Source organism: Skermanella stibiiresistens SB22, from assembly GCF_000576635.1.
In the GTDB taxonomy this organism is placed as follows: Bacteria; Pseudomonadota; Alphaproteobacteria; order Azospirillales; family Azospirillaceae; genus Skermanella; species Skermanella stibiiresistens.
In genome coordinates this window covers 167,496-187,936 of sequence record NZ_AVFL01000001.1, presented here as the reverse complement: position 1 = coordinate 187,936, position 20,441 = coordinate 167,496, and the positions used below count along the sequence as shown (strand labels likewise).

Genomic DNA, 20,441 nt, shown 5'->3' with positions numbered 1-20,441 from the left:
ATCTGCGTAGCCATCAGGACATCTCCTCTACCACTATAAGACGTGCTTTGAGGTTGCTCATAAGAACTGGATTGATCTCGATGCCTTTATACAGCGAGAGGCTTTGTAAATCGCATTCCGCTCGATCATTAGCAGGTTTGGGTGAAAGGCCGCTATAGGCCAACGGCTGCTCACGTGTGAACAAGCAAGGCCGATGCGAAAGGTCATTAAGACAAGAGTTTTTTGCACTCACTGGAGACTCCTTCAAAATTCGCGGAACTGTCTTAAGCAATGTGACTGAAAATTGGTTAAAAAAATGTTAATATATCCTTTCTGAAAAAAGACTTGACAGTAATGATTAAAGTTGTAATCAGAAATAAAATACTTCAATTTTTGCTTTTGGAAATTAAATATATAAAATTGCCAAAAATCAAATATTCGAAATAATGATTATTATATTATTTGGCTAGGTGAAATTTATAGACCGATTATAATTGCTCGCGGGCTTGGTCAGACAGCGAGGATATTCTGGCCTCTCAGGGGGCGAGCGATTGCCTGATGGGCGGAGAAGCCGTTGAGGCGGCCTGTGCCGATGACCGATCGGATCAGGACATGGATGTCGGCGCCCCAAATGAGCAAAAGCCATTGGTGACTTTGCGAAAGATAACGCTGGGGCAGAGTGCCCAATCAGCCGCGTTGTTGGTCGGCGGTACATCGCGGTCGGTCATGAAGGTAAAGAATTGGACGCGCCTGCGTTTGGTCTGCCGCTGCAGTTCGACCCCGGCCGCGGTCACCGCCGGCATCGCCAGCAGACGGTCGAGGCGGCGGTCCGCCGTGGCGCGGTACTGGGCCAGAGTGCTGACCTTCAAGGTCTTCCGCCGCCGACCGACGGCGATCACCCAGCACAGTAGGCAGTGCAGGGAAGGCGCGAAGCACGGCTCTCCGGCATCAACCGCACACTGGACGCCGCGCAGGACATGGGCTAGGCAATCCTGCTGGGTTTCGGCGTGCTCCTGCTGATCACCCCAGCAATCCGATATCCAGCAGCACGGCCGGTGCCCCTCCAGCACGTCGGTGACGACGTCGCGGCCGCGCGAGGTGCGGATGCAGTGCGGAACAGCGGTGTCGCTGACCAGGACCCATTCCCAGCCCATCCGGGTGCCGAGCGTGTCGGTGGTCAGCCGGGCGCCGGTTTCATCGCAGTCGATGACCGTGGCGGAGCGTAGCCGCCCGACGATTGCCGCTCCGGCGCGTTTCAGGACCCGGCTGGAGCGGCGCAGAGCATTAGCGATTGCCCCCTCGCTGATGAACAGGCCGAACAGGTCCGCCATCAATCCGGATAGCCGGTCGTAGCCGACCGCATGGTGATGGTGCAGGTAGGCCAGCATCGTCACCACCAACGGGCCGAAAGGCGAGCCGGCCGGCATCGTCGTGGGCGCCTCGCCGCGAACCCGCCGGTGACAGCCGGGGCAGCGCCGGCCGAAGATCCGCACCCGCGTGACCACCGACCGGATCGGCAGCAGGTCGATGTGGTCGTAGGCGTGGTGAAAGTGCTGGCCTTCGGTGCTCAGTGCCGTCCCGCAGTGCGCGCAGATTTGGGCATGGCAGTCTGGTCGGGGTCGGTCGCCAGAGCCCGCTTCACTCCCAGGGCTGACGCATGAAGTTTCTTACGGGCGGGACAGGAGCCGTTCATGGTATTCCGCCAAGGCTGCCGTCAGCTCCCTAGCGGCCCAGCGAAGGGCGCCTGGCTCGTGGCCGGAGAAGCCGAGCATCAGTCCGTGGAACGGCGGAGCCTCAATGAACATCGGGCTGACCGGCCGGACGATGAGGCCACGCCACGCCGCGGCTGTCGATACGGCGAGGTCCGATAGGCCCGGACGCAGTCGGGCCAGCAGCTTCATTCCTTGGTCCGGGGCCTCGATCTCCATCCAATCGGAAAGGTTGTCACGCAAGGCTTCCACGAGCGCATTCCGCGCTGTCAGGTACCGCTGCCGCATTCGGCGCAGGTGCGGGGCGAAATGGCCTTCTTCCAGGAAATCCGCCACCACCTCAGTCTGCAGGGCGGCGGGGTGCCAGTCGGATAGCAGCCGGGCGGCGAGCACGGGCTCCAGCAACTCCCGCGGCACCACGGCATAGCCGAGGCGCAGCCCAGGAAACAGGGCTTTGTTGAAGGTGCCGATGTAGATGACCCGGCCGCCCTCGTCGATGCCCTGCAAGGACGCCAGCGGCCGTCCGGCGTAACGGAATTCACTGTCGTAGTCATCCTCCAGCACCCACGCCCCGCTTCGCCGCGCCCACGCCAGGAGCTCCAGGCGCCGTGCCATGGATAGCACCACGCCCAGCGGATACTGCGACGACGGCGTGACATAGGCCAGCCGGGCCTGCGGCGACGCGGCGATGCCGGCCGCCACGTCCATCCCCTGCGCATCGACACGGATCGGCACGACGCGGGCATGGGCGGCGGCCAGTGCCGCGCGCACCGCCGGATAGCAAGGGTCCTCCAGCCAGACCCGATCGCCCGGTTCGATCAGCACGCGCAGCATCAGGTCGATCGCCTGCTGGGCGCCGGTAGTTACCACCACCTGTTCGGGTTCGCAGCGCACCGCCCGGCTGGTGCGCAGATAGCTGGCGATGGCCTGGCGCAGCGCCCACGGTCCTGCCGGATCCGTATAGCCCAGCCACGCCGGGTCGGGCCGTTGAAGACGCCGTAGCGTCAGGCTGCGCCAGACCTTCAGGGTGCGTTCGTCCAACGTGCAGCGGCCGGTATTGAAGGGGGCGGGCCCGAACGGTCCGGTATGCGCCTGCGCGCCGGCGAAGCGGTGGCTAGCCGGCGGGACGGGCGGCGACGGGGCGCTGGCCACCGCTGGGGGCGACGCCGGCACCTCCGGCAGGTCGCGCGACACGAAGCTGCCGGCGCCGACCCGCCCCTCGATGAAGCCCTCGGCCAACAACTGTTCGTAGGCGACGACCACCGTGTTGCGGGCAACGCCGAGCCGGTCGGCCAGCGTCCGGGTCGGCGGTAGCCGGGCGCCCGGCGGGATGGCGCCGGCGAGAATGCTGCGGCGCAGTTCCAGGTAAAGCTGGCGCAGCACGGGCACCGGACTGTCGCGGTTGAGCGGTACCAGCATCAGGTCGGAAAGGTCGGCACCCATCAGGATTGGTCCAGTCATCACGCGCAGAATTGGCCCTCGCACCAGACCAATGCATAGAGTTAAATCGCTGTGCTGTCCACTTCTACTCGGAGGTCAGAACGGTGCCCGATACCTATCCCATTACCGTCCGCAATCGGGTGAAGCGCCTACACGAACGGGGTCGCTACGACCACGAATCCGTGCACGGCATCCTCGACGCTGCGATGCTTTGCCACATCGCCTACGTTATCGACGGCCAGCCTTATTGCACTCCGACCGCCTTCTGGCGCGAGGGCGCACATCTCTACTGGCACGGCTCCTCGGCCAGCCGCATGTTACGGACCCAAAGGGACGGGCTCGCGGTCTGCCTGACAGTAACGCACCTGGACAGCCTCGTGCTCGCCCGCAGCGGGTTCAACCACTCAGTCGATTACCGGTCGGCGATGTGCTTCGGAACAGCGCACGTCGTCGATGATCCTGCGGCGAAGGCCCAGGCGCTCGACGCCATGATCGATCGCTTCTATCCCGGCCGGGCCGCCGAACTGCGCCCGATCACGGAGCAGGAACTGAAGGCGACGATGGTCGTCAGCATGGAGATCGAAGAGGCCAGCGCCAAGGTCCGCAGCAAGGGCATCGGCGACGACGAGGCGGACTACACGCTGCCGATCTACGCTGTCCGCTTCCCGGTCACGCAGGTGATCGGCGCCGCCGAGCCCTGCCCGCGGTTGTCGGCTGGTGTCGCGGTTCCGCTCGGCTTAGCCGGCTTCACCCCTGGCCGCCGCCTGGACGACATCATATTGGAGAGCCACCGGGCGACCGTCCCGAGAGAGAGCAGGTAACTGGACGAGCATGGACGAGGGCGAAGCGGATCTTTCGAGCTGGAGCGGTGCTCCTAAACCACAGCGCATCGTGCTCGACGGAATCTATGCGCGTCTGGAGCCACTCGATCCGGCCCGACATGCGCGCGACCTCTTCCACGTCGCGCAGGAGGAAGGGGTTGAGGAACGACACCGCTATCTGTTGGATGCGGCGCCCCAGGAGCGACGCATGAAGTCACCCAGACAGTAGAGAAAGCATGTACTCGTCATTCCAGGCAGCCTGCTTGCGACGGGCCCGCATGCTGATCCGGGATGTTCGGTCGCGACCAATGAGGTTGATGGCGATCTTGCGCAGGACGGCCAGATTGCGAGCTGCCGTGCGATTCCGGACACGGCTGTCGTCCTCGCGGAACGTGACATCCAGGATCCAATGGAGCCCATTTTCAATCGTCCAATGCCGGCGGATCGCCTGAACCAGCACGGTGGGATCATCGCGGCAGCTTGACAGGAAGTAGCGGATCTCGGCTTCGACCTTGCCGGAGCCATTGACCCCGCGGATGGTTTCCACCGCCAGCACGGTGCGCAGCCCGGACCAAGTGTCCAGCGCCTTCAAGTCGGCAGCCTCCGGGCAGACGAACACGTGCCGGCGGACCAGACGACCATGACTGTCATCGAAGGCATCGAACACCGGCTTGGTCGTGGCACCGCGGGCGAAACAGTGCTGCTCGCAACACTCCTTTACCGCCCGGAACGCTTTGCTGTGATTGGCTTTGAGCACCAGCAGGTAATTGGCGCCCCGCTCCAGGATCCGGTCGGCGATTGCCTTCTGGTAGCCCATGGCATCCAACGTTACGATGCAGTTCTTCAAGGACAGCGTTTCGAGCAGCGATGGGATCGCGGTGATCTCGTTCGACTTGTCATCGACCTCACGCTGGCCGAGTGCCAGCCCCTGCTCGCTGGCTCAGGCACTGACCAAGTGCAGTGGCCCCTGGGCCCGGCCACGGTCAAAGGATCGGCGTAGGGTCTTGCCATCAATGGCCACGACTTCCCGATCGAAGACCCCGGCAAACATTCGGGCCCAATCGCTGAAGCAGGCCTCGAAAGCATCCGGGTCGATCAGCATGAAGACGCGCCGGAAGGTGTCGTGCGAAGGAATGCCGTTGGCCAGGGTCAGAAAGGATCGCAGCCAACCCACCTTGTTGCGACCGTAAAGCGCGATATCGTCCCAGCTCTTCGCGCACGCGATCACCGCACACACCGCGATGACGAGGATGTCGATCAGCCGATGATCGACCTTGCCGGCACATCGAGTATCCTCGAGCGCTGAAAAGTGCTCGACCAGTTTCTCGACCGACATCGCCATTATCCCTTCGTTGATGAAGGGAAAACTGTAAAGCCCCGTTACGCCGTCAAATCTCACCAGCCCATTTCATGCGTCGCCCCTGGCGTCACTCCCAGACCATCGCGCTTGCGCCGGAGCTTCTTTGGGCGCGGGGCCGATTGCCCTTCTGGCTGGACAAACCACCGAAGTTGAAGCGTTCAACATTCCTTAGGACACGTTAAAATTTTGTATACGTTTGGAGCAGTCTCCACCGCGTGTGATTGATGTAATCAGGGCACAATGCACCGGACTTATCGTCAATAGCGAAACTTGTATTTCTACGAGGACGCTATGACACACTACACTACTACGCGTGGCCGTAAAACTCCTGCATGGGCTCAAGCCCAATGTTACATAGGCACCACTGAAGCGTTCGCGTTGGCAGGTGTCTCCCGCCAAACTGTCTTTAACTCGCGCGTCCGCTGCGGCATCGACCAGCGAGTCGCCGGCACTTGGCGCATCGACTGTGCGAAGCTGTCGCCGTTCTTGAAGGCTGATGTGCCAGCAAACGCGGCAGAATGAACAAGGGGCCGTCGATCCCCACCGACAGCCCCTTACCCAGTTCCTGACCACTACTTATCCGAAGCGACCGAAACAGCTCACTTACAGATAGCTGTTATAGGGTCTTCACCAATTTCGGGCAAGTACGGTGCGCGATTCTCCCCAAAATCGCTAGGAATCGGCCGGTCGGCATAGGTGAGGCTCGACGTCTCCGTAAGGAGCGGGAGAGTACGGACGTGAGCGATATTCAAGCCATCAAGACCCAATTCGACATCCTCGATGTCGCCCGGAGCTACGGATTGCCTCTCAAAAGATGCGGCGGAGTCCATGAATGCAAATGCCTTTTCCATGATGACAGGACCGCGAGCCTTAAGTTCTACAGCGACCACTTCTACTGCTATGGCTGCAAAGCCAACGGTGATGTGCTCGACCTGATGGCTCGTTGCGAGGACATGGATCTTCGCGATGTCATAAAGCGGGAACGCGCAGCTCTTGGAAACCAGACCCCCGCATTCCGTGGAAAGCTCAACGCCATTCGCGCTGCAAATGCCAAGGCCAAAGACAAAGGAGTATTTCCCGGAAAGCCGGTAATCCCTGCGCCCAAAGGCATCAAGGCCGCGCTGAAGGGCCAAGATGGCTGGACCACTGTCATCCTCAATCCATTGAATAAGGAAAAACCGTTCTCCAAACTTCCCATCGATAGCCTGCATGACTATCGCCTCGTGGACGGCAGTCTGTACGGCTACGTGATCCGGACGCCCAAGAGAGATGGAAAGAAGCTTACTCCTTCCGTCTTGTGGTTGACCGGCGTCACCATGCCGGATGGTTCTGTGCGCGAGGGCTGGACTTACAGCAGCTTCCCCTCCCCCAGGCCACCCTACGGCCTTGATGGACTTGCCGCTCATGCAGCTGCCAACGACACCAAACGTGTTGTTGTGATGGAGGGAGAAAAGAAAGTCGATCTGTCCCGTAAGATTTTGGCTGACCTCGGCTACGCTACAGTCGGCTGGTGCGGCGGCGCCAATGCCGTTGGCAAAACGGACTGGACTCATCTTAAGGGATACGCAGTCTTCCTGTGGCCAGACAACGATGGTCCGGGCTTCGGCGTCATGGTCGAGTTGGCTTTCAAGCTTCAGGAGCTCGGCTGTGACGTTTACATCCTGAAGCCTCCGAAAGGGAAACGCAAGGGATGGGACGCCGGCGACGCCGTACAACCGGAACCCGATGCGGATGGAAGCGTCGAAGACGCTTGGAGCCTAGATCAGTTCGCGGACTTCCTGTCCATGGCCACACCTGCGCGCGCATTCATCGAAATCTACGAGAAATCACTTGCTCCAACGGATGACGCCGGCGAATCGACAGTAATTCAGGAGCCAGCCATCGAGCCCGTCAAAGAGGAGGTGCTCGTCGTTGAGGCGCCGGCTCAGGAGCGCGAAGTGCTGACAGTCCAGATCGTGCTCGAGAGGACAGCTGAGGATATCGGCTATCCCTATGGCGATGACATCCTAGACTGGATCATCGATCTACAGGAGACTAATGGTGGCGACGCTCAGCGGCTGATGACCGGAATCAAACGGATCGGCGTATCCCAACGCCAGCTAATCAAGGCGGTGGATAAACGCGTTGAGAAGCGCACCAAAGAGCGCAAGAGCAACATCAGTGAAAGTGAGAAGAAGGCGAGCGGCGATCTCGCCATCATCAACGAAATTTATGGCAAAACCTATCCGCTTCCAAGCTACGTGAACCTTTATCCGTTGATCTTCAAGCCTCTCGGCGACGGGGGCAGGATCTGGGTGCACGAAGTCAAAGGTGAGAAGCATGACCCTTTTTACCGGCCGTTGACCACGCCAGTTGCCGTTACACACCGGCTAAAGTTTGTCGATGATGACGGCAGGACCGGCCTGCGGATCGCCTATGAGGACATGGATGAGGACGCCCCTAGGCGCTTCTTCGATATTTACCGCTCCACCTTGGCCGATACGAAGCAGGTCAAAACTGAATTACTTGACAGAGGTATTGGCATCAGCTCATCGAACATGGGCACCGATTTCCTCATCAACATGCTGAGCATGGCGCAGCCGGCAGACGTGATCAGGACATATTCGAAGACCGGATGGCACATGGATATAGCCACGGGCGAGCCTCTGTTCATCTGCCCCTCGGGAGAGGTCATCACAGGCTCCGAGAACGCCGGCAGAACATATGATTTGAGCGTTCGGGCGCTGATGCACGACACCACCGCCGGCACGCTCGAGGGATGGAAGCAGGCGATCCACAAGATCGCCCTTCTTGAGGGCGTTCCTCATTGGCTGCTGGGTATCGCCGGCGTCGGCGCAGGCTGCCTAGTCAATCTAACTGGCCTCTCAACCGGATCGTCAATCGCAACATGCGGGCTAGCAGTGAGTGGCGAAAGCAGTCGCGGTAAAACAATCCTGATGCAGATCAGCGCCAGCGGTCACACGAGCATCGTGATTGGGGAGGGCTTGGTCCAGACGCTCAAGGGGACTGAAAATTCAATGGAGTTGCTGGCCAGCCGCGGCAACGGCACTGTGATCACGTTCGACGAGCTTGGCCTGGCAAAGGGCGATGTGATCGGTCGCCTGATCTATATGCTAGCCGGCGGCCAGGGTAAGGTTCGCATGCGCGCGAACCTGAACATGGCGGATCCCATCAAGTGGCGGAGCTTCGGCTTCCTTACTGGCGAGATGTCGATCGCGGAAAAGATGGCCGACGATGATGAGATTCTGCATCCCGGCATGCTGGTCCGATTCGCAAATATCAGTGTTACTGACACGAACGGCAAGGTCGATCCGGCAGTCGTAAAGGAGATCGAGGATGGCCTGGAGAGGAACCGCGGCAATGCGGGCCCAGCTTTTGTCCGGGGCCTGATAGAGGCCGGCCTGCACAAGAATCCAGACGAGGTCAAGAGGCTGATCACCACTGCGGCTGGCGAGTTGAGTGGCGGCACCTCCGGCATTGCGACGCGTTCCGCCATTCCTTTCGCAGTGCTGTCGGTATCTGCCGATTTCATGTTCAAGTTCGGGATTATTGACCAGGTGATACGCAATAAAATCAAGCAGGCGATCCTGTGGGGATGGTCCCAGCACAGCAAGTCGTCGAGCATGAATCCGACTTCTGAGGCAATCGACAATCTTCAGACATGGTTGGCCGGAAATTGGAACAGCGCCGTCGTCGCTGTGGGTAATGGAGCGAAACAGACCCGCGAGGGGTACGCGCTTTATAACAGGGAGACCGTCTATATTCCTAAGCAGTTCCTTCGTGAAATGTCCGGCGGCCGTTGTTCGGAGAACGATCTCAGTACCGAACTACTCAAACGCAAAATCATCGACGCCAGCCAGGTGGAGAAGGGTCGCAAGCAGTGCCGGTACATCGCGGGCCGGGGAAAGGTGGCTCCCCATTATCCGATCAGCCGTAAGGCTCTCGGTCTGGATAAGATGATGAACTTCGGCTTGCTTGACGACGGCGAGGACGAGGCTCCCGCGCAGCGCGCGTTCAAACTGGTCGCCACCGCAACGGAGCAGCTCGACGCCGCACTCCCGTCGAGGATCAAGGATGGGCGCGTCAGCGTGACGTTGAGGGGCTACTGGAGCGTCAAGGACAGCCTGATCAAGGGCATGTTGGAGGAGGCCGATGTCAGTGCCGAAATGCGCTTCCTGGAGAGCTTAGCGAAGACCTGCAGCGTGACGGCACCTTCGAAGGTCCTGGAGGGCCACGTGAGATGGTCTGAGGAGCCGGAGGAGGACGACACCATCCCCTTCCCTTGATCGCAGAAGAACGTCCATTGGGGGAGAACAGGCCGCGTCTCACGCGGCCTGTTCTCCTATCTGCGCTAGGAGGAACAGCGTTTCCCAGATTTCCCCACGCGCTCTCCAGAAAGGCTGCCGGTAAGATGTCGATTCGACAGCGTTTCCTCACTTTACTCATATTTCCCATCCACAGAAAGGGGCTGAGAAATCTGAAGATGAAAAATAAACAAGCCTAGTTCAGGCCGTTTGAAATGAACAACCCACCTTGTCACAGCTTTTGGTAGCGTTCTGGAGGTTTCGGCGGGTTTTGTTAAGCTTGGTTCCAGGGAAGCTATGATGATCGATGACGATGCTGGGGAGGGAGCCATGGCGCGATCTGCTGAGCCCATCGTGGTGAGTGCGGTTGAACGCGAGGGGTTGGACCGTTTGGTTCGGGCTCATTCGACGCCGCAGCAGGTGGCGCTACGCGCGCAGATCATCCTGTTGGCGGCCGAAGGGGATCGGCAATCAGGAGATTGCTCGCCGGCTGGGTGTTACGGTTCAGACAGTCCGGTGCTGGCGACGGCGTTGGGACGACGAGCCTCATCCGGCGCTGGCTGACCGGCTGGCCGATGCATCGCGTTCGGGGACGCCGCCAACGTTCACTGCGGAACAGATCTGCGCCATCGTGGCCCTGGCCTGCGAGCCTCCGGACGCCAGCGGGGTGCTGATCACACACTGGAGCCAGAGCGCACTGGCCCGCGAAGCGATCAAGCGGGGCCTGGTCGAGACGATCTCCCACGGCTCGGTCGGGCGTTTTTTTAAAGGGAGGCTGATCTCCAGCCTCATCGCGTGCGCGCCTGGCTGACGCCGGCACCCAATCCGGCTTTCGACACCAAGTGCGCCGACATCTGCGCGACCTACCACGCCGCCAAAACAGCGGCGATGGCCGGGGTGCGCACCGTCTCGCTCGACGAGATGACCAGCATCAGGTTCTGGAACGCAGTGCGCCGGGCTTGCCCCTGCGTTCGGGCGCCGTTGAACGGCGGGAGTTCGAGTATGTCCGTCATGGCACCCAGACCCTGATCGCCGGGTTCGACATGACGACCGGGCAGGTGTTCGGTCAGATCGGCGACCATCGGTGCGAGAGCGACTTTGCAGCCTTCCTGGAAAGCATGCTCGATGGTGCCGCACCCGATATGTTCAATGATAGATCGTGGCGGACAACCCGAAGATCCACCTGTCCGAGAGCGTGGTGCGGATTGTCGCCCGCCGCTGCGGCGTCACCCAGGACTTGGGGCAGAAACACAAGCGCGGCATTCTAAAGTCGCGCGCCAGCCGGGAAGCCTTCCTACGCGATGCCAATCACCGCATTCGCTTCCATTTAACCCCAAGCATGCCTCCTGGCTCAACCAGATCGAACTCTGGTTCTCCACCCTTGCCCGCAAGGTTCTGCGCCGCGGATCCTTCACCTCGGCCCAGGATCTCAAAGACAAGATCAACAGCTTCACCGCCTTCTTCAATAAAACCTTCGCAAAGCCATTCCAGTGGACCATGAGGGGAAAACCTCTGTCGATGTGATCCTCGGCCGATGGATAATCGATTTTCATCGGGATGAACTAGGTAGGGTGCAAGGTGGTTCAAAACCCTGGGAAGGTAAAGTGATGCGCTCTTGCTTTTCCCCATCGATTTCCCATTCATTCCCCAGCAGCTGGCGTTGTAAGTGTCTGATTGTGTTTGATTTACCCATTTTCCCCAAATTACCCGTTCCAAAAAATAAACTTCGCGCGATCTTACTCATTTTAAGCCGACCTGCCTCCGGCCATTCCGCCTGCCTTTCAAATTTTCATTGCTATCGATTTCCGGAACCTGTTTTTCGAGGCAGGTAATTTGGGGAGAGTGGGGAAACCCGTCCAGGGATTGGGTTATGAGGTCATTCTGCTTGGGGAACCCGTGGGGAATCTCTGGAGAGAACTCCGGAAATGCCTTAATGCGCAACTTAGAGTTAGCTACGCTTGTTGTTCTGCTGACATCGGCGTGCCAACTGAACTGTTATTTCTCTGGAAATAGTGAGGGTTGAGATGAAAAAGCGCGGACCGGGTACACGGAGAACAAACAAGGAAGTGACGGCGCTTTCCGTTATGGTTTCGGGATTCCAGGCTGGTTACGCGGATTACCAGGGCGATCGTGAGCCCCGCCTTCAACCACCGGCGGAAGTTCCCGACAGCATGGCCCATATCTGGCGCGAGGCCTATAGGAGTGGCTGGATGGAGCTGGCTGCCGAGGATGTTCCGCACTGCTAAGCGGGACTCGCTGCGACAACCAGTACAGCAGGTCACCAAATTATGATTTTCTGACCTATTGTCTTGCTGTCGTTCCCGAGCTCTCACGCTTGGAGAGCTTAGCTCTCAATCCGCAGGCTGACATTGAGAGTTCATCTTTCAAGCCATGAGAGATGGATCCTTACTGAGACGCCGCTCAATGAGATTTCGCCTGACCTTCCTTCGCGTTCTTGCCCCGGTTCCGGCAGCCATCCTCCAAGTCGGCCGGGTCAATCAGCATCCCGTACTTGTCGGCCACAGCATTCAGAAATAGCTCAACCTCAAGGGTTTGATAGTTAAAGTTGATCCAGCGTAGGCCGGAATAAATTCCAAGATGAGGTTGGTTATGAGCTTGGCCGGCGTTGATCGGGAGCGGTCAACTGCCTCATGTCGCCGACGCTTGGCATGCCCTTTGGTCGAGCCTGCTGAAGTGCTGTCTCCCTCTGCCGTACGATCTGCCCTTGTTGAGGCTGTGGTTGACCTAATTGGAGACTCGGTGTGACGGATCGAAATGACCTGGATCGGAAGCGATCTTCATCTCGCCATAGGGGTCTCACGGTCTGAACATCTCCCGTCTGCCGACCATGGACACGCATGTCCGAAGCAGGGGAATTATAGGATTTTCCTGATTATCTCCATGGCCTCACCGGCCTGGATTCCTCCGAAGCTCGGCATGGTCTCGCGCACGAGATCACCACGTGGACTGTCTTCCAGCAGGTGCTCGACGAGCTCCGCCGGCGGCAGGTCGAGGAGATCCCGCCACATCGCATAGTATGGAGCCTGGTGTGGGTCCGGGTCCATGAAGCGTTCCAGGTGCCCCCGTGCGACGTCGATTAGGCTGGGATCCAGGAGGATTCGCCTGCAGATCTCCTCAGTCAAGGCGTAAGCCCTGCACTCGTGCCGATCGTAGAAGGTGGTTTTTCATCGCGGGTCATGCCTCCCTCCCAACAAATCCATAATGGCATCATCGAAGCCACCTTCGAATCACTCTATAAAAATCAATTTTCGAGCTGTCTGTCGGAGCAGGCCTATGCCAAACTGACCGAAGGCCTGTCAGCTTTACCTTCTGACTCCCTCGGCAACGGCAGCCTGTCTGCGTCGGATCTCGTCAGGCCAAACCATCTTGATGTAAGCCAGCACGGCCCAAATCTCTTCATCGGTCAGTACTCCGCCAAACGACGGCATATCGCTCTCGTACCCAGCTGGAGCGAAGGCAGCAATACCCTGCTTGGTGATGCCGAACAGGACCTCGTCCGGATGATGCCAAGTGTGCCCCGTAGTGTCGTGCGGCGGCGCGGGCATCTTCCCGTCGGGCTTCCTCGACTGCCAGTTCGGCTGACCCTCCAGGTTGGTTCCGTGGCACGACGCGCAGTGCTGGGTATAGACGGCCTTGCCCAGCGCCACCTGGGCGGCATTGGTCGGATCGGCCCGGTCGCCGCCCGGTATCAGGATCCAGGCGACTGCGCCTCCGGCGACGAGGAGCGCCAGTGTGGCACTCCACATCCATATCACAGATCGATGCCGCTTCATCCGATCACGAACACCTGCGGTTCGTCGCTGTCGCCGAAGGTGACGAGTGGCCTTATCCTTGGTCCTTCCATGCCCAGTGAGCCGGCCGGTATGCCGAGCAGCGAGTTGCCCCAGATGGCAGAGTAATCTGCCAGCAGTCGCTTGACCGCCGAGGCGGGGACGTGGCTCTCGACCACGTGGCCGTCGATCAGCATCATGCGGCAGCCGACGAGTTCCATCTGGAAGGCCTGACCGTCACGCGGGGTATCTCTCATTATGGCCTCCCGAAGTAAGCCTGGACGGCGTAGCTCTTCATCATCCGGTGGCTATTGAAGTAGCTTCCGATCTTGGACAGGGATTGTTTCATCATCCAAATCCACCGATCCCTGTCGCCGTAATAGAGGGGAAGCACGGTGCGCTCCAGCTTGACGTAAAGCTCCTCGGCGTCGTCACCTGCCGTGCCGAGTGCAGTGTCGCCGATCGCCCAGCCGGTCACACCCTCAATGCACGCTTCCAGCCACCAACCGTCAAGCGTGCTGAGACACAGGACACCGTTCAACGCTGCTTTCATGCCGCTGGTCCCGGACGCTTCGAGGGGCGGCAGCGGGGTGTTCAGCCAGATGTCCGAGCCGGAAACCAGAGCGCGGGCGAACTCCATGTCGTAGCCGGGAACAAACGTTATCGGGATGTCGCCTGCGAGGTCGCGGATGTGGCCGTGCATCTCCTCGATCAGCTGTTTGCCTGGTTCATCCCGCGGATGCGCCTTGCCCGCCATAACCAGCTCGAATGGGAACAAACGACTGATCGAACGCAGACGTTCAAGGTCAGAGAACAGAAGGTCCGGACGCTTATAAGCGGTCATGCGCCTCGCGAAACCGATCAAAGGCCGATCGGGCGTCATCGCCACTCCCGTCCTGCGCTGTATCTCGTCAAGGAGGGCGTGCTTGGCCTCCTGATGCGCGGCCCAGACCTCGGTATTTGGCAACTGGTCCGCCCGGACAAGAAGCTCGGGTTCGAGGCCCCAACCCGGCACGGCTCCATCGAGGAGGCGGGCGAGGCCAGGGTGAACCCAGGTGGCGGGGTGAACTCCGTTGGTGACGGCCGAGATCCGATAGCCTGGGAACAGGTGTCTCGTCGTTTCCGCATGTCGTCGCGCGACGCCGTTGACGTAGCCGCTCAGGTTCAGAGCCAGCCTGGTCATGTTCAGGTGATCCGGACCGCCCAGCAGCCGCAGCTGATCGACGTGAATGAAGTCGCCAAGGACGCGTTTGACGTCCTCGTAGTCGAAACGGTCATGTCCGGCCTCGACGGGTGTGTGAGTAGTGAACGCGCATCGTGCCCGTACATGAGCGACATCGAACAGGCACTGCGCGCATAGGTCCTGGTCGGATGGTGTATCGGATGGGCAATCGTCAGGGTTTTCATTGGCGACCGGATTGGGGATTTTTCGAAGAAGCTCCACGGCTAGGAGCGCTGCATGGCCCTCATTGAGGTGGTAGAATTCGATCTCGAAGCCCAGAGCGCGCAGCATGCGAGAGGCGCCGATGCCCAGGACAGCCTCCTGCTTCAGCCTGTGCACGGCATCGCCACCGTACAGCCTGTCGGTGATCCGACGGTCATCGGCGTTGTTTTGATCGACATCGGTGTCCAGCAGGATGACCGGGATATCGCCCCCCAGGGGGCTTTCGACGACATGGAGCCAGGCGCGGGTCCACACCAGCCGACCCTCGATCTCGACTGCGATCATCGCATCGAGCGGGACCGCCCAGTCCGCTGGAATCCATGGGTCCGGATGATCGACCTGCCGACCGTCCGGAGCGATCTCCTGCCGGAGATAGCCCTCTCTGCTCACCAGGGTAACGAGAACCACGGGCAATTCGAGGTCCGCGCACGAACGCGCCACATCCCCAGCCAGGATGCCCAGGCCGCCGCTGTAGGTGTGGATCTCAGGCTTGATCGCGATTTCCATGGAGATATAGGCAATCCGGGAACGTTCCATAAATGGATCCAGGCCAGTCATTGCTTTTCTCTCTTACAGAAGCGACGCGGACGACCGATACACAGCCGGATCAGGCGGAGAACCGATCGCCCGGTCAGGTCTAGAGCTTGACCGTTCGCAGGCGCAGAGCGTTGCCCACCACGGATACCGAACTCAGGGCCATGGCCGCGGCCGCGATGATGGGCGACAGCGTCCACCCGAACAGCGGATAAAAGACGCCCGCGGCGATCGGCACGCCGAGCGCGTTGTAGACGAACGCCAGGAACAGGTTCTGGCGGATGTTGCGCATCGTCGCCCGGCTCAAGGTCCGCGCGCGGGCGATGCCGGCGAGATCGCCCTTGACCAGGGTGACGCCAGCACTCTGGATCGCGACCTCGGTGCCGGTGCCCATCGCGACGCCGATGTCCGCTTCCGCCAGCGCCGGGGCGTCGTTGACGCCGTCGCCAGCCATCGCCACCACGCGGCCCTGCGCCTTCAGGCGCTTGACGACCTGGTTCTTGTCCTCGGGCAGAACTTCGGCCTCGACGTCATCGATGCCGAGCTTGCGGGCCACCGCCTCGGCGGTGGTCCGGTTGTCGCCGGTCAGCATCACGATCCGGACGCCGTCGGCCCGCAGCGTCTCCAGCGCGTGCGGCGTGCTCGCCTTGATCGGATCCGCGACCGCGATCACGCCGCCGGGCCTGCCGTCGATCGCGGCGAACAGGGCCGTGGCGCCCTCGCGCCGGAGGTCGTTGGCGCGCGCCTCCAGATCGCCGAGGGTGATGCCTTGGTCCTGCATCATCCTCGCGTTGCCGAGGGCCACCGTTCGCCCGCCAACCTTGCCGACCACACCCTTACCGGTGACGGAGTCGAAATCGACGACATCCTCCACTGGCACGCCCCGCTCCTTGGCGGAGGCGACGATAGCCGCGGCCAGGGGGTGTTCGCTGGACCGTTCCAGGCTGGCCGCCAGCGACAGGACGGTTGCCTCGTCCATACCCGAGGCGGCGACCACCGCCGTCACCTGGGGCTTGCCCTCGGTCAGCGTGCCGGTCTTATCGACGACCAGCGTGTCCACCTTCTCGAATCGCTCCAGCGCCTCGGCGTTCTTGATCAGCACGCCCGCAGTGGCGCCCTTACCGACACCAACCATGATCGACATGGGGGTGGCGAGACCCAGTGCGCAGGGGCAGGCGATGATCAGAACCGACACGGCCGCGATCAGTCCGTAGGCAAAGGCGGGGCTCGGTCCCCAAATCGCCCAAGCGATAAAGGACAGAATGGCGATGGCCATGACGGTGGGGACGAACCATCCGGCAACCACGTCGGCGAGCCGCTGGATCGGCGCCCGGCTGCGCTGGGCTTCGGCGACCATGGTCACGATCCGGGACAGCATGGTGTCCGCACCGACCTTGTCGGCGCGCATCACCAGGGATCCTGTCTGGTTCACTGTGCCGCCGATCACCTTGGAGCCAAGTTCCTTCGCGACCGCCATGGACTCGCCGGTCACCATGGATTCGTCCACGGCGCTGCGCCCCTCCAGCACCTCGCCATCGACGGGCACGCCTTCTCCGGGGCGGATCCTCAGCCGGTCACCGACATGGACGGCCTCGAGCGGCACCTCCTCATCCTCGCCGCCGGTTCGGATGCGGCGCGCCGTCTTCGGCGCCAGGTTCAGCAAGGCTTTGATGGCTCCCCCGGTCTGCTCACGTGCCCGAAGTTCCAGAACCTGCCCGAGCAGCACCAGCACGGTGATCACGGCCGCTGCCTCGTAGTAGACCGAGACCAGCCCCTCGGCATTGCGGAAGCCTACCGGGAAGATGCCTGGCAGGAAGGTCGCGACGAGGCTGAACAGGTAGGCCACGCCCACGCCGAGTGCTATCAGGCTGAACATGTTCAGGCTGCGGTTCACGAACGACCGCCATCCGCGCTCCAGCAACAGCCAGCCCGCCCACAGGACCACCGGCGTTGCCAGCAGGAACTGGAGCCACAGGGATGTCTGAGGAGAGATCAGGGTGTGGAGCCCGAGGCCTGGCAGATGGGCGCCCAATTCTAGGAGAACCAGCGGCACCGTGAGGGCGGTTCCAATCCAGAACCGCCGGGTCATATCCACGAGTTCGGGATTAGGCTCGCCCTCGACACCGCCCGTGACAGGCTCCAGGGCCATGCCGCAGATTGGGCAGGTGCCTGGTCCCTCCTGGCGGATCTCCGGGTGCATCGGGCAGGTGTAGATAACCCCCGGCTTCGGTGCGGGATGCCCCGCCTGCTCCGGAGCGGCCGGTTTGGCCGCTGGCTTCAGGTACTGCTCCGGATCGGCGGCGAACTTGTCGCGGCATCGTGCCGAGCAGAAGTGGAAGGCTTCATTCCCATGCCGTGCTTGGTACTCCGTTTGTTCGGGATCCACCGTCATGCCGCAGACGGGGTCCTTCACCGTCGCTTGGTTCACGTGACCGGCTTGGTGCGCAGTATGGTGATGAGTATGGTCATGATGTTCATGGCCTCGATGCAGGTCGGTCATTGCCGCTCCTTATCAGATGCTTGATGCTGGCGGCCTGGGCTGGATGCTGTCCTCTCAGGCCGTCGAACGCTTGCTCTAGCCTCCACCTTCCAACGATTGGTAGGTCAACAGGATTTGCGGGGACGATCTGATCGACGTCAGGACTGCAGCGGCTTCCATGTTTTGCCGCCGTCCCGACTGGCCAGGATGACGTTCTTGTCGGTCACCGCGTAGAGCCTCTCGGGATCGGTAGGATCGGACGCGAAGTGCAGCAGGACGGATTCGCCGAAACCGCTTCCGACCGTCTGCCAGGCCAAACTCGGCTCGGTGGTCCTGAGCAGGCCGACACCGACCTGGAACGCGTAGACCGTGCCATTCGCGGCCGTCACGACCATGGTCGCCGGTCGCTGGACCAGGGAGGCGGCTTGCCAGGTCCTGCCCGCATCACGGCTGATCATCAGGCCGCCGCGGGTGGCAGCGTAGACTGTGTTCGGGTCCTTCCCGGATGCAGCGAGGTCGAATATGTCAGCGGGTGGCTTGCCCGCCATCTCCCAGGTCTTTCCGCCGTCATGACTGACCTGGACGCTCCCATAGTGGCCGTACAGGATGTTCGGGTCGGCGGCGCTGACGTCCATGGAATGGAAGTCAACAGGGCCGTTAACGCCTGCGGAAACCTGGCTCCAGGTCCTCGCGCCATCGCTTGAGGACAGCACGCCCAGGTTGCCGCCCCGCTCGGGATGGCCGCTGGCGAAGAACGATTCGGGTCGGGCCGGGTTGGGCGTGAAGCCCATGTAGTCGTTCCGATTGTCGGATACCCGGGTCGCCGTGCCATCCGGGTTGGTCAACCAGACGCCATGGTGGGAGGCGAGATACAGTCGTGACGGATCCGTCGCATCGACGGCGATTCCATGCAGGTGGGAAACCTCCGACAGCCTAACCGTTTCGGCGGCCCGCACCGGCCCGGCGAGAGCGGCACCGAGGAGCAGGGCCCCCGTTGCCGCGGCCAAAGCCCTGACAAACAGCCTGCGCTGCACATTGATCATGGTCGATTTCCTTATTTGTTTCGGGCCGCGGAACCGTCCCAGCGGTTCCGTTGGGTACAGCTTCGTACCGTCACAGTGGGTCATGTCCGGATCCCTGCGGGATGACCGGGCTTCAGGACGCTCCGTCGGATATGCCGGAAGCCGAGTCCGGGAATGACCAGCCACTGGGCAAGTGGCGTCAGGCCGGTTCCCAACCAGGGCAGTGTCGGCATCTGTTCCGAGTAGGCCCAGGATCGGCGGATCTCGATGTTGAGCCACTCGCTGAACACGGTGTAGCCGAGGCCCAGGATGACCGTCATGGCCGTGACGGACAGAAAACCCTCGCGCGGCCAGGCTGGTCGTCCGCCGACCAGGAGCGCCAGCATCAGCGACATGGTTGCGATCAGTATGTCCCCGCCCGTGCAGTGGACGGCGGCGAAGACGATTTCTGCCGCCGTACCGGTCTGCCAGAGCGTGTAGAGCGGCATGTGAGCGAATTCCCAAGTGAGATTGCCCAAGGCAATCACCACCAGGTACCGGCGGATCGCCGAAAGCCAGTCATCCGGAGGCATCCACACACCGCTCATTTGCCGAAATCCCTAGGCACCCGCAGCCCCGCCATGTCTCGGTCCAGCGGCATTCCGACCACCGAGACGTGGAAGCCAGGCGGGGGTGACGGCGGCGTAGCGCTCGTATTCGGCTCCGAACGCCCGGGCGGCTTCGCGCTCCTCGGATCGGGCCAGACGCACGTACATGAGAACGAGCAGCGGGAACATCGCGAGCGTCAGGATGGTCGGCCACTGGAGCAGGAAGCCGAACAGAATGGCGATGAACGCGACGTATTGGGGATGCCGAACATAGGCATAGGGACCCGTTGCAGCAAGCCGATGGTGCCGCTGGGCCTCGAGGAGAACCTTCCAGGCGGCCGAGAGCAGGATGAAGCCGCCCAGGATCACCAGGTTGCTCAGGATGTGGAGGGCGTTGAAGTGCGGATTGCCCTCCAGGCCGAAGATGGTTGACCACAGGTGACCGGCATCGTGCGACAGCAGGTCCAGACCCGGATAGCGAGTCTGGAGCCAGCCCGAGAGCAGGTAGACGGTCAGCGGAAAGCCGTACATCTCGGTGAACAGGGCGACGATGAAGGCACTGAAGGCCCCGAAGGAGCGCCAGTCCCGCGACGATTGCGGCTTGCCGAAACTAAAGGCGAAGATGATGAAAATGGCCGAGTTTAGGATGACCAGCATCCACAGGCCGTAGGCCGGGGCATCGTGGGTCATGGCGAGCCTCCTTGGTCCAGGTCGGTGCTATCGCTCCGGCTCTTGTGACCGCTGTGTCCATGCCCACCGTGCATGAACAGGTGCATCAACGGGCAGGCTGCCAGAAGCAGCCACGGCAGCGCTCCAAAAACGTGCGCCGTGTGCTCGGTCAGCAGGAAGAAAGCCGCCACCGCCAGAAAGCCGAGCAGAACGAAGCCGCTCCTCGAGCGCCACCATGAGCTTTCCGGCCTGTGCGTCTTGGCATTCTGATTGGCATAATCGTGCGTCATGATTGCCTCCCT

General features: G+C 61.1%; 17 protein-coding genes and 1 pseudogene. 5 read left to right on the top strand and 13 right to left on the bottom strand.

Annotated features, from left to right (window positions below; genetic code table 11):
- Nucleotides 1-584: 584 nt before the first annotated feature.
- Together N825_RS00880 and pdxR are read right to left on the bottom strand one after the other, a co-directional pair.
- Nucleotides 585-1,406 (bottom strand): IS66 family transposase, encoded by an 822-nt coding sequence (locus tag N825_RS00880; RefSeq protein WP_157618921.1) that lies wholly within the window; start codon nt 1,404-1,406, stop codon nt 585-587.
- A gap of 240 nt (nt 1,407-1,646) precedes the next feature.
- Nucleotides 1,647-3,131 carry a MocR-like pyridoxine biosynthesis transcription factor PdxR gene (pdxR, locus tag N825_RS00875; protein ID WP_037445952.1) on the bottom strand — a complete coding sequence of 495 codons (1,485 nt, stop codon included), beginning with the start codon at nt 3,129-3,131 and terminating at the stop codon, nt 1,647-1,649.
- A 101-nt stretch (nt 3,132-3,232) separates the two neighbouring features.
- On the opposite strand from pdxR, the gene N825_RS00870 reads away from it, so the two are divergent.
- Both N825_RS00870 and N825_RS37655 read left to right on the top strand, forming a co-directional pair.
- The gene (locus N825_RS00870; RefSeq protein ID WP_037445951.1) at nt 3,233-3,949 is read left to right on the top strand and encodes a pyridoxamine 5'-phosphate oxidase family protein; all 717 of its coding nucleotides are present in this window, start codon (nt 3,233-3,235) and stop codon (nt 3,947-3,949) included.
- 10 nt (nt 3,950-3,959) lie between these two features.
- A complete protein-coding gene (locus tag N825_RS37655; protein ID WP_198038132.1) occupies nt 3,960-4,178 on the top strand; it encodes a hypothetical protein in 219 nt (72 codons plus the stop codon).
- Here N825_RS37655 and N825_RS00865 read toward each other — a convergent pair.
- Nucleotides 4,164-5,285 (bottom strand): annotated as a pseudogene (locus N825_RS00865) (ISAs1 family transposase). The gene N825_RS37655 and the pseudogene N825_RS00865 overlap by 15 nt on opposite strands.
- A 761-nt stretch (nt 5,286-6,046) precedes the next feature.
- Between N825_RS00865 and N825_RS00855 the strand changes: the two are divergent.
- Nucleotides 6,047-9,595: a DUF927 domain-containing protein gene (locus tag N825_RS00855; RefSeq protein ID WP_084164115.1), complete on the top strand. Its 3,549-nt coding sequence runs from the start codon at nt 6,047-6,049 to the stop codon at nt 9,593-9,595.
- Between the two features lie 379 nt (nt 9,596-9,974).
- Nucleotides 9,975-10,424 carry a helix-turn-helix domain-containing protein gene (locus N825_RS40955; protein WP_157618920.1) on the top strand — a complete coding sequence of 150 codons (450 nt, stop codon included), beginning with the start codon at nt 9,975-9,977 and terminating at the stop codon, nt 10,422-10,424.
- 52 nt (nt 10,425-10,476) lie between these two features.
- Here N825_RS40955 and N825_RS39610 read toward each other — a convergent pair whose 3' ends face one another.
- Entirely contained in the window at nt 10,477-10,695 is a 219-nt protein-coding gene (locus N825_RS39610; RefSeq protein ID WP_037445946.1) for a hypothetical protein, read from the bottom strand.
- A 43-nt stretch (nt 10,696-10,738) separates the two neighbouring features.
- On the opposite strand from N825_RS39610, the gene N825_RS37650 reads away from it, so the two are divergent.
- A complete protein-coding gene (locus tag N825_RS37650) occupies nt 10,739-11,137 on the top strand; it encodes a transposase (RefSeq protein WP_198038130.1) in 399 nt (132 codons plus the stop codon).
- A gap of 1,352 nt (nt 11,138-12,489) precedes the next feature.
- On the opposite strand, the gene N825_RS00840 is transcribed toward N825_RS37650, so the two are convergent.
- The 9 genes from N825_RS00840 to N825_RS00800 all read right to left on the bottom strand — a co-directional run bounded on the left by N825_RS00840 (nt 12,490) and on the right by N825_RS00800 (nt 20,429).
- On the bottom strand, nt 12,490-12,756 hold the full coding sequence (locus tag N825_RS00840; RefSeq protein WP_037445944.1) for a hypothetical protein: 267 nt from the start codon (nt 12,754-12,756) through the stop codon (nt 12,490-12,492).
- A 180-nt stretch (nt 12,757-12,936) separates the two neighbouring features.
- Nucleotides 12,937-13,380, bottom strand: coding sequence for a c-type cytochrome (locus tag N825_RS00835; protein ID WP_037445943.1), 444 nt, complete (start codon nt 13,378-13,380; stop codon nt 12,937-12,939).
- Between the two features lie 23 nt (nt 13,381-13,403).
- Entirely contained in the window at nt 13,404-13,661 is a 258-nt protein-coding gene (locus N825_RS00830; protein WP_084164113.1) for a DUF411 domain-containing protein, read from the bottom strand.
- Complete coding sequence (gene glgP / locus N825_RS00825; RefSeq protein WP_037445942.1) at nt 13,661-15,406, bottom strand: alpha-glucan family phosphorylase; 1,746 nt, start codon at nt 15,404-15,406, stop codon at nt 13,661-13,663. The genes N825_RS00830 and glgP overlap by 1 nt, the downstream gene beginning before the upstream one ends.
- Nucleotides 15,407-15,485: 79 nt before the next feature.
- Nucleotides 15,486-17,810 carry a heavy metal translocating P-type ATPase gene (locus N825_RS00820; protein ID WP_425423700.1) on the bottom strand — a complete coding sequence of 775 codons (2,325 nt, stop codon included), beginning with the start codon at nt 17,808-17,810 and terminating at the stop codon, nt 15,486-15,488.
- A gap of 209 nt (nt 17,811-18,019) precedes the next feature.
- Nucleotides 18,020-18,904 (bottom strand): F510_1955 family glycosylhydrolase, encoded by an 885-nt coding sequence (locus tag N825_RS00815; RefSeq protein WP_037445939.1) that lies wholly within the window; start codon nt 18,902-18,904, stop codon nt 18,020-18,022.
- A gap of 80 nt (nt 18,905-18,984) precedes the next feature.
- Nucleotides 18,985-19,470: a hypothetical protein gene (locus N825_RS00810; RefSeq protein WP_051511346.1), complete on the bottom strand. Its 486-nt coding sequence runs from the start codon at nt 19,468-19,470 to the stop codon at nt 18,985-18,987.
- 12 nt (nt 19,471-19,482) lie between these two features.
- Nucleotides 19,483-20,160: a methyltransferase family protein gene (locus N825_RS00805; RefSeq protein WP_037445938.1), complete on the bottom strand. Its 678-nt coding sequence runs from the start codon at nt 20,158-20,160 to the stop codon at nt 19,483-19,485.
- Entirely contained in the window at nt 20,157-20,429 is a 273-nt protein-coding gene (locus tag N825_RS00800; protein ID WP_051511345.1) for a DUF2933 domain-containing protein, read from the bottom strand. The genes N825_RS00805 and N825_RS00800 overlap by 4 nt, the downstream gene beginning before the upstream one ends.
- Between the last annotated feature and the right edge of the window lie 12 nt (nt 20,430-20,441).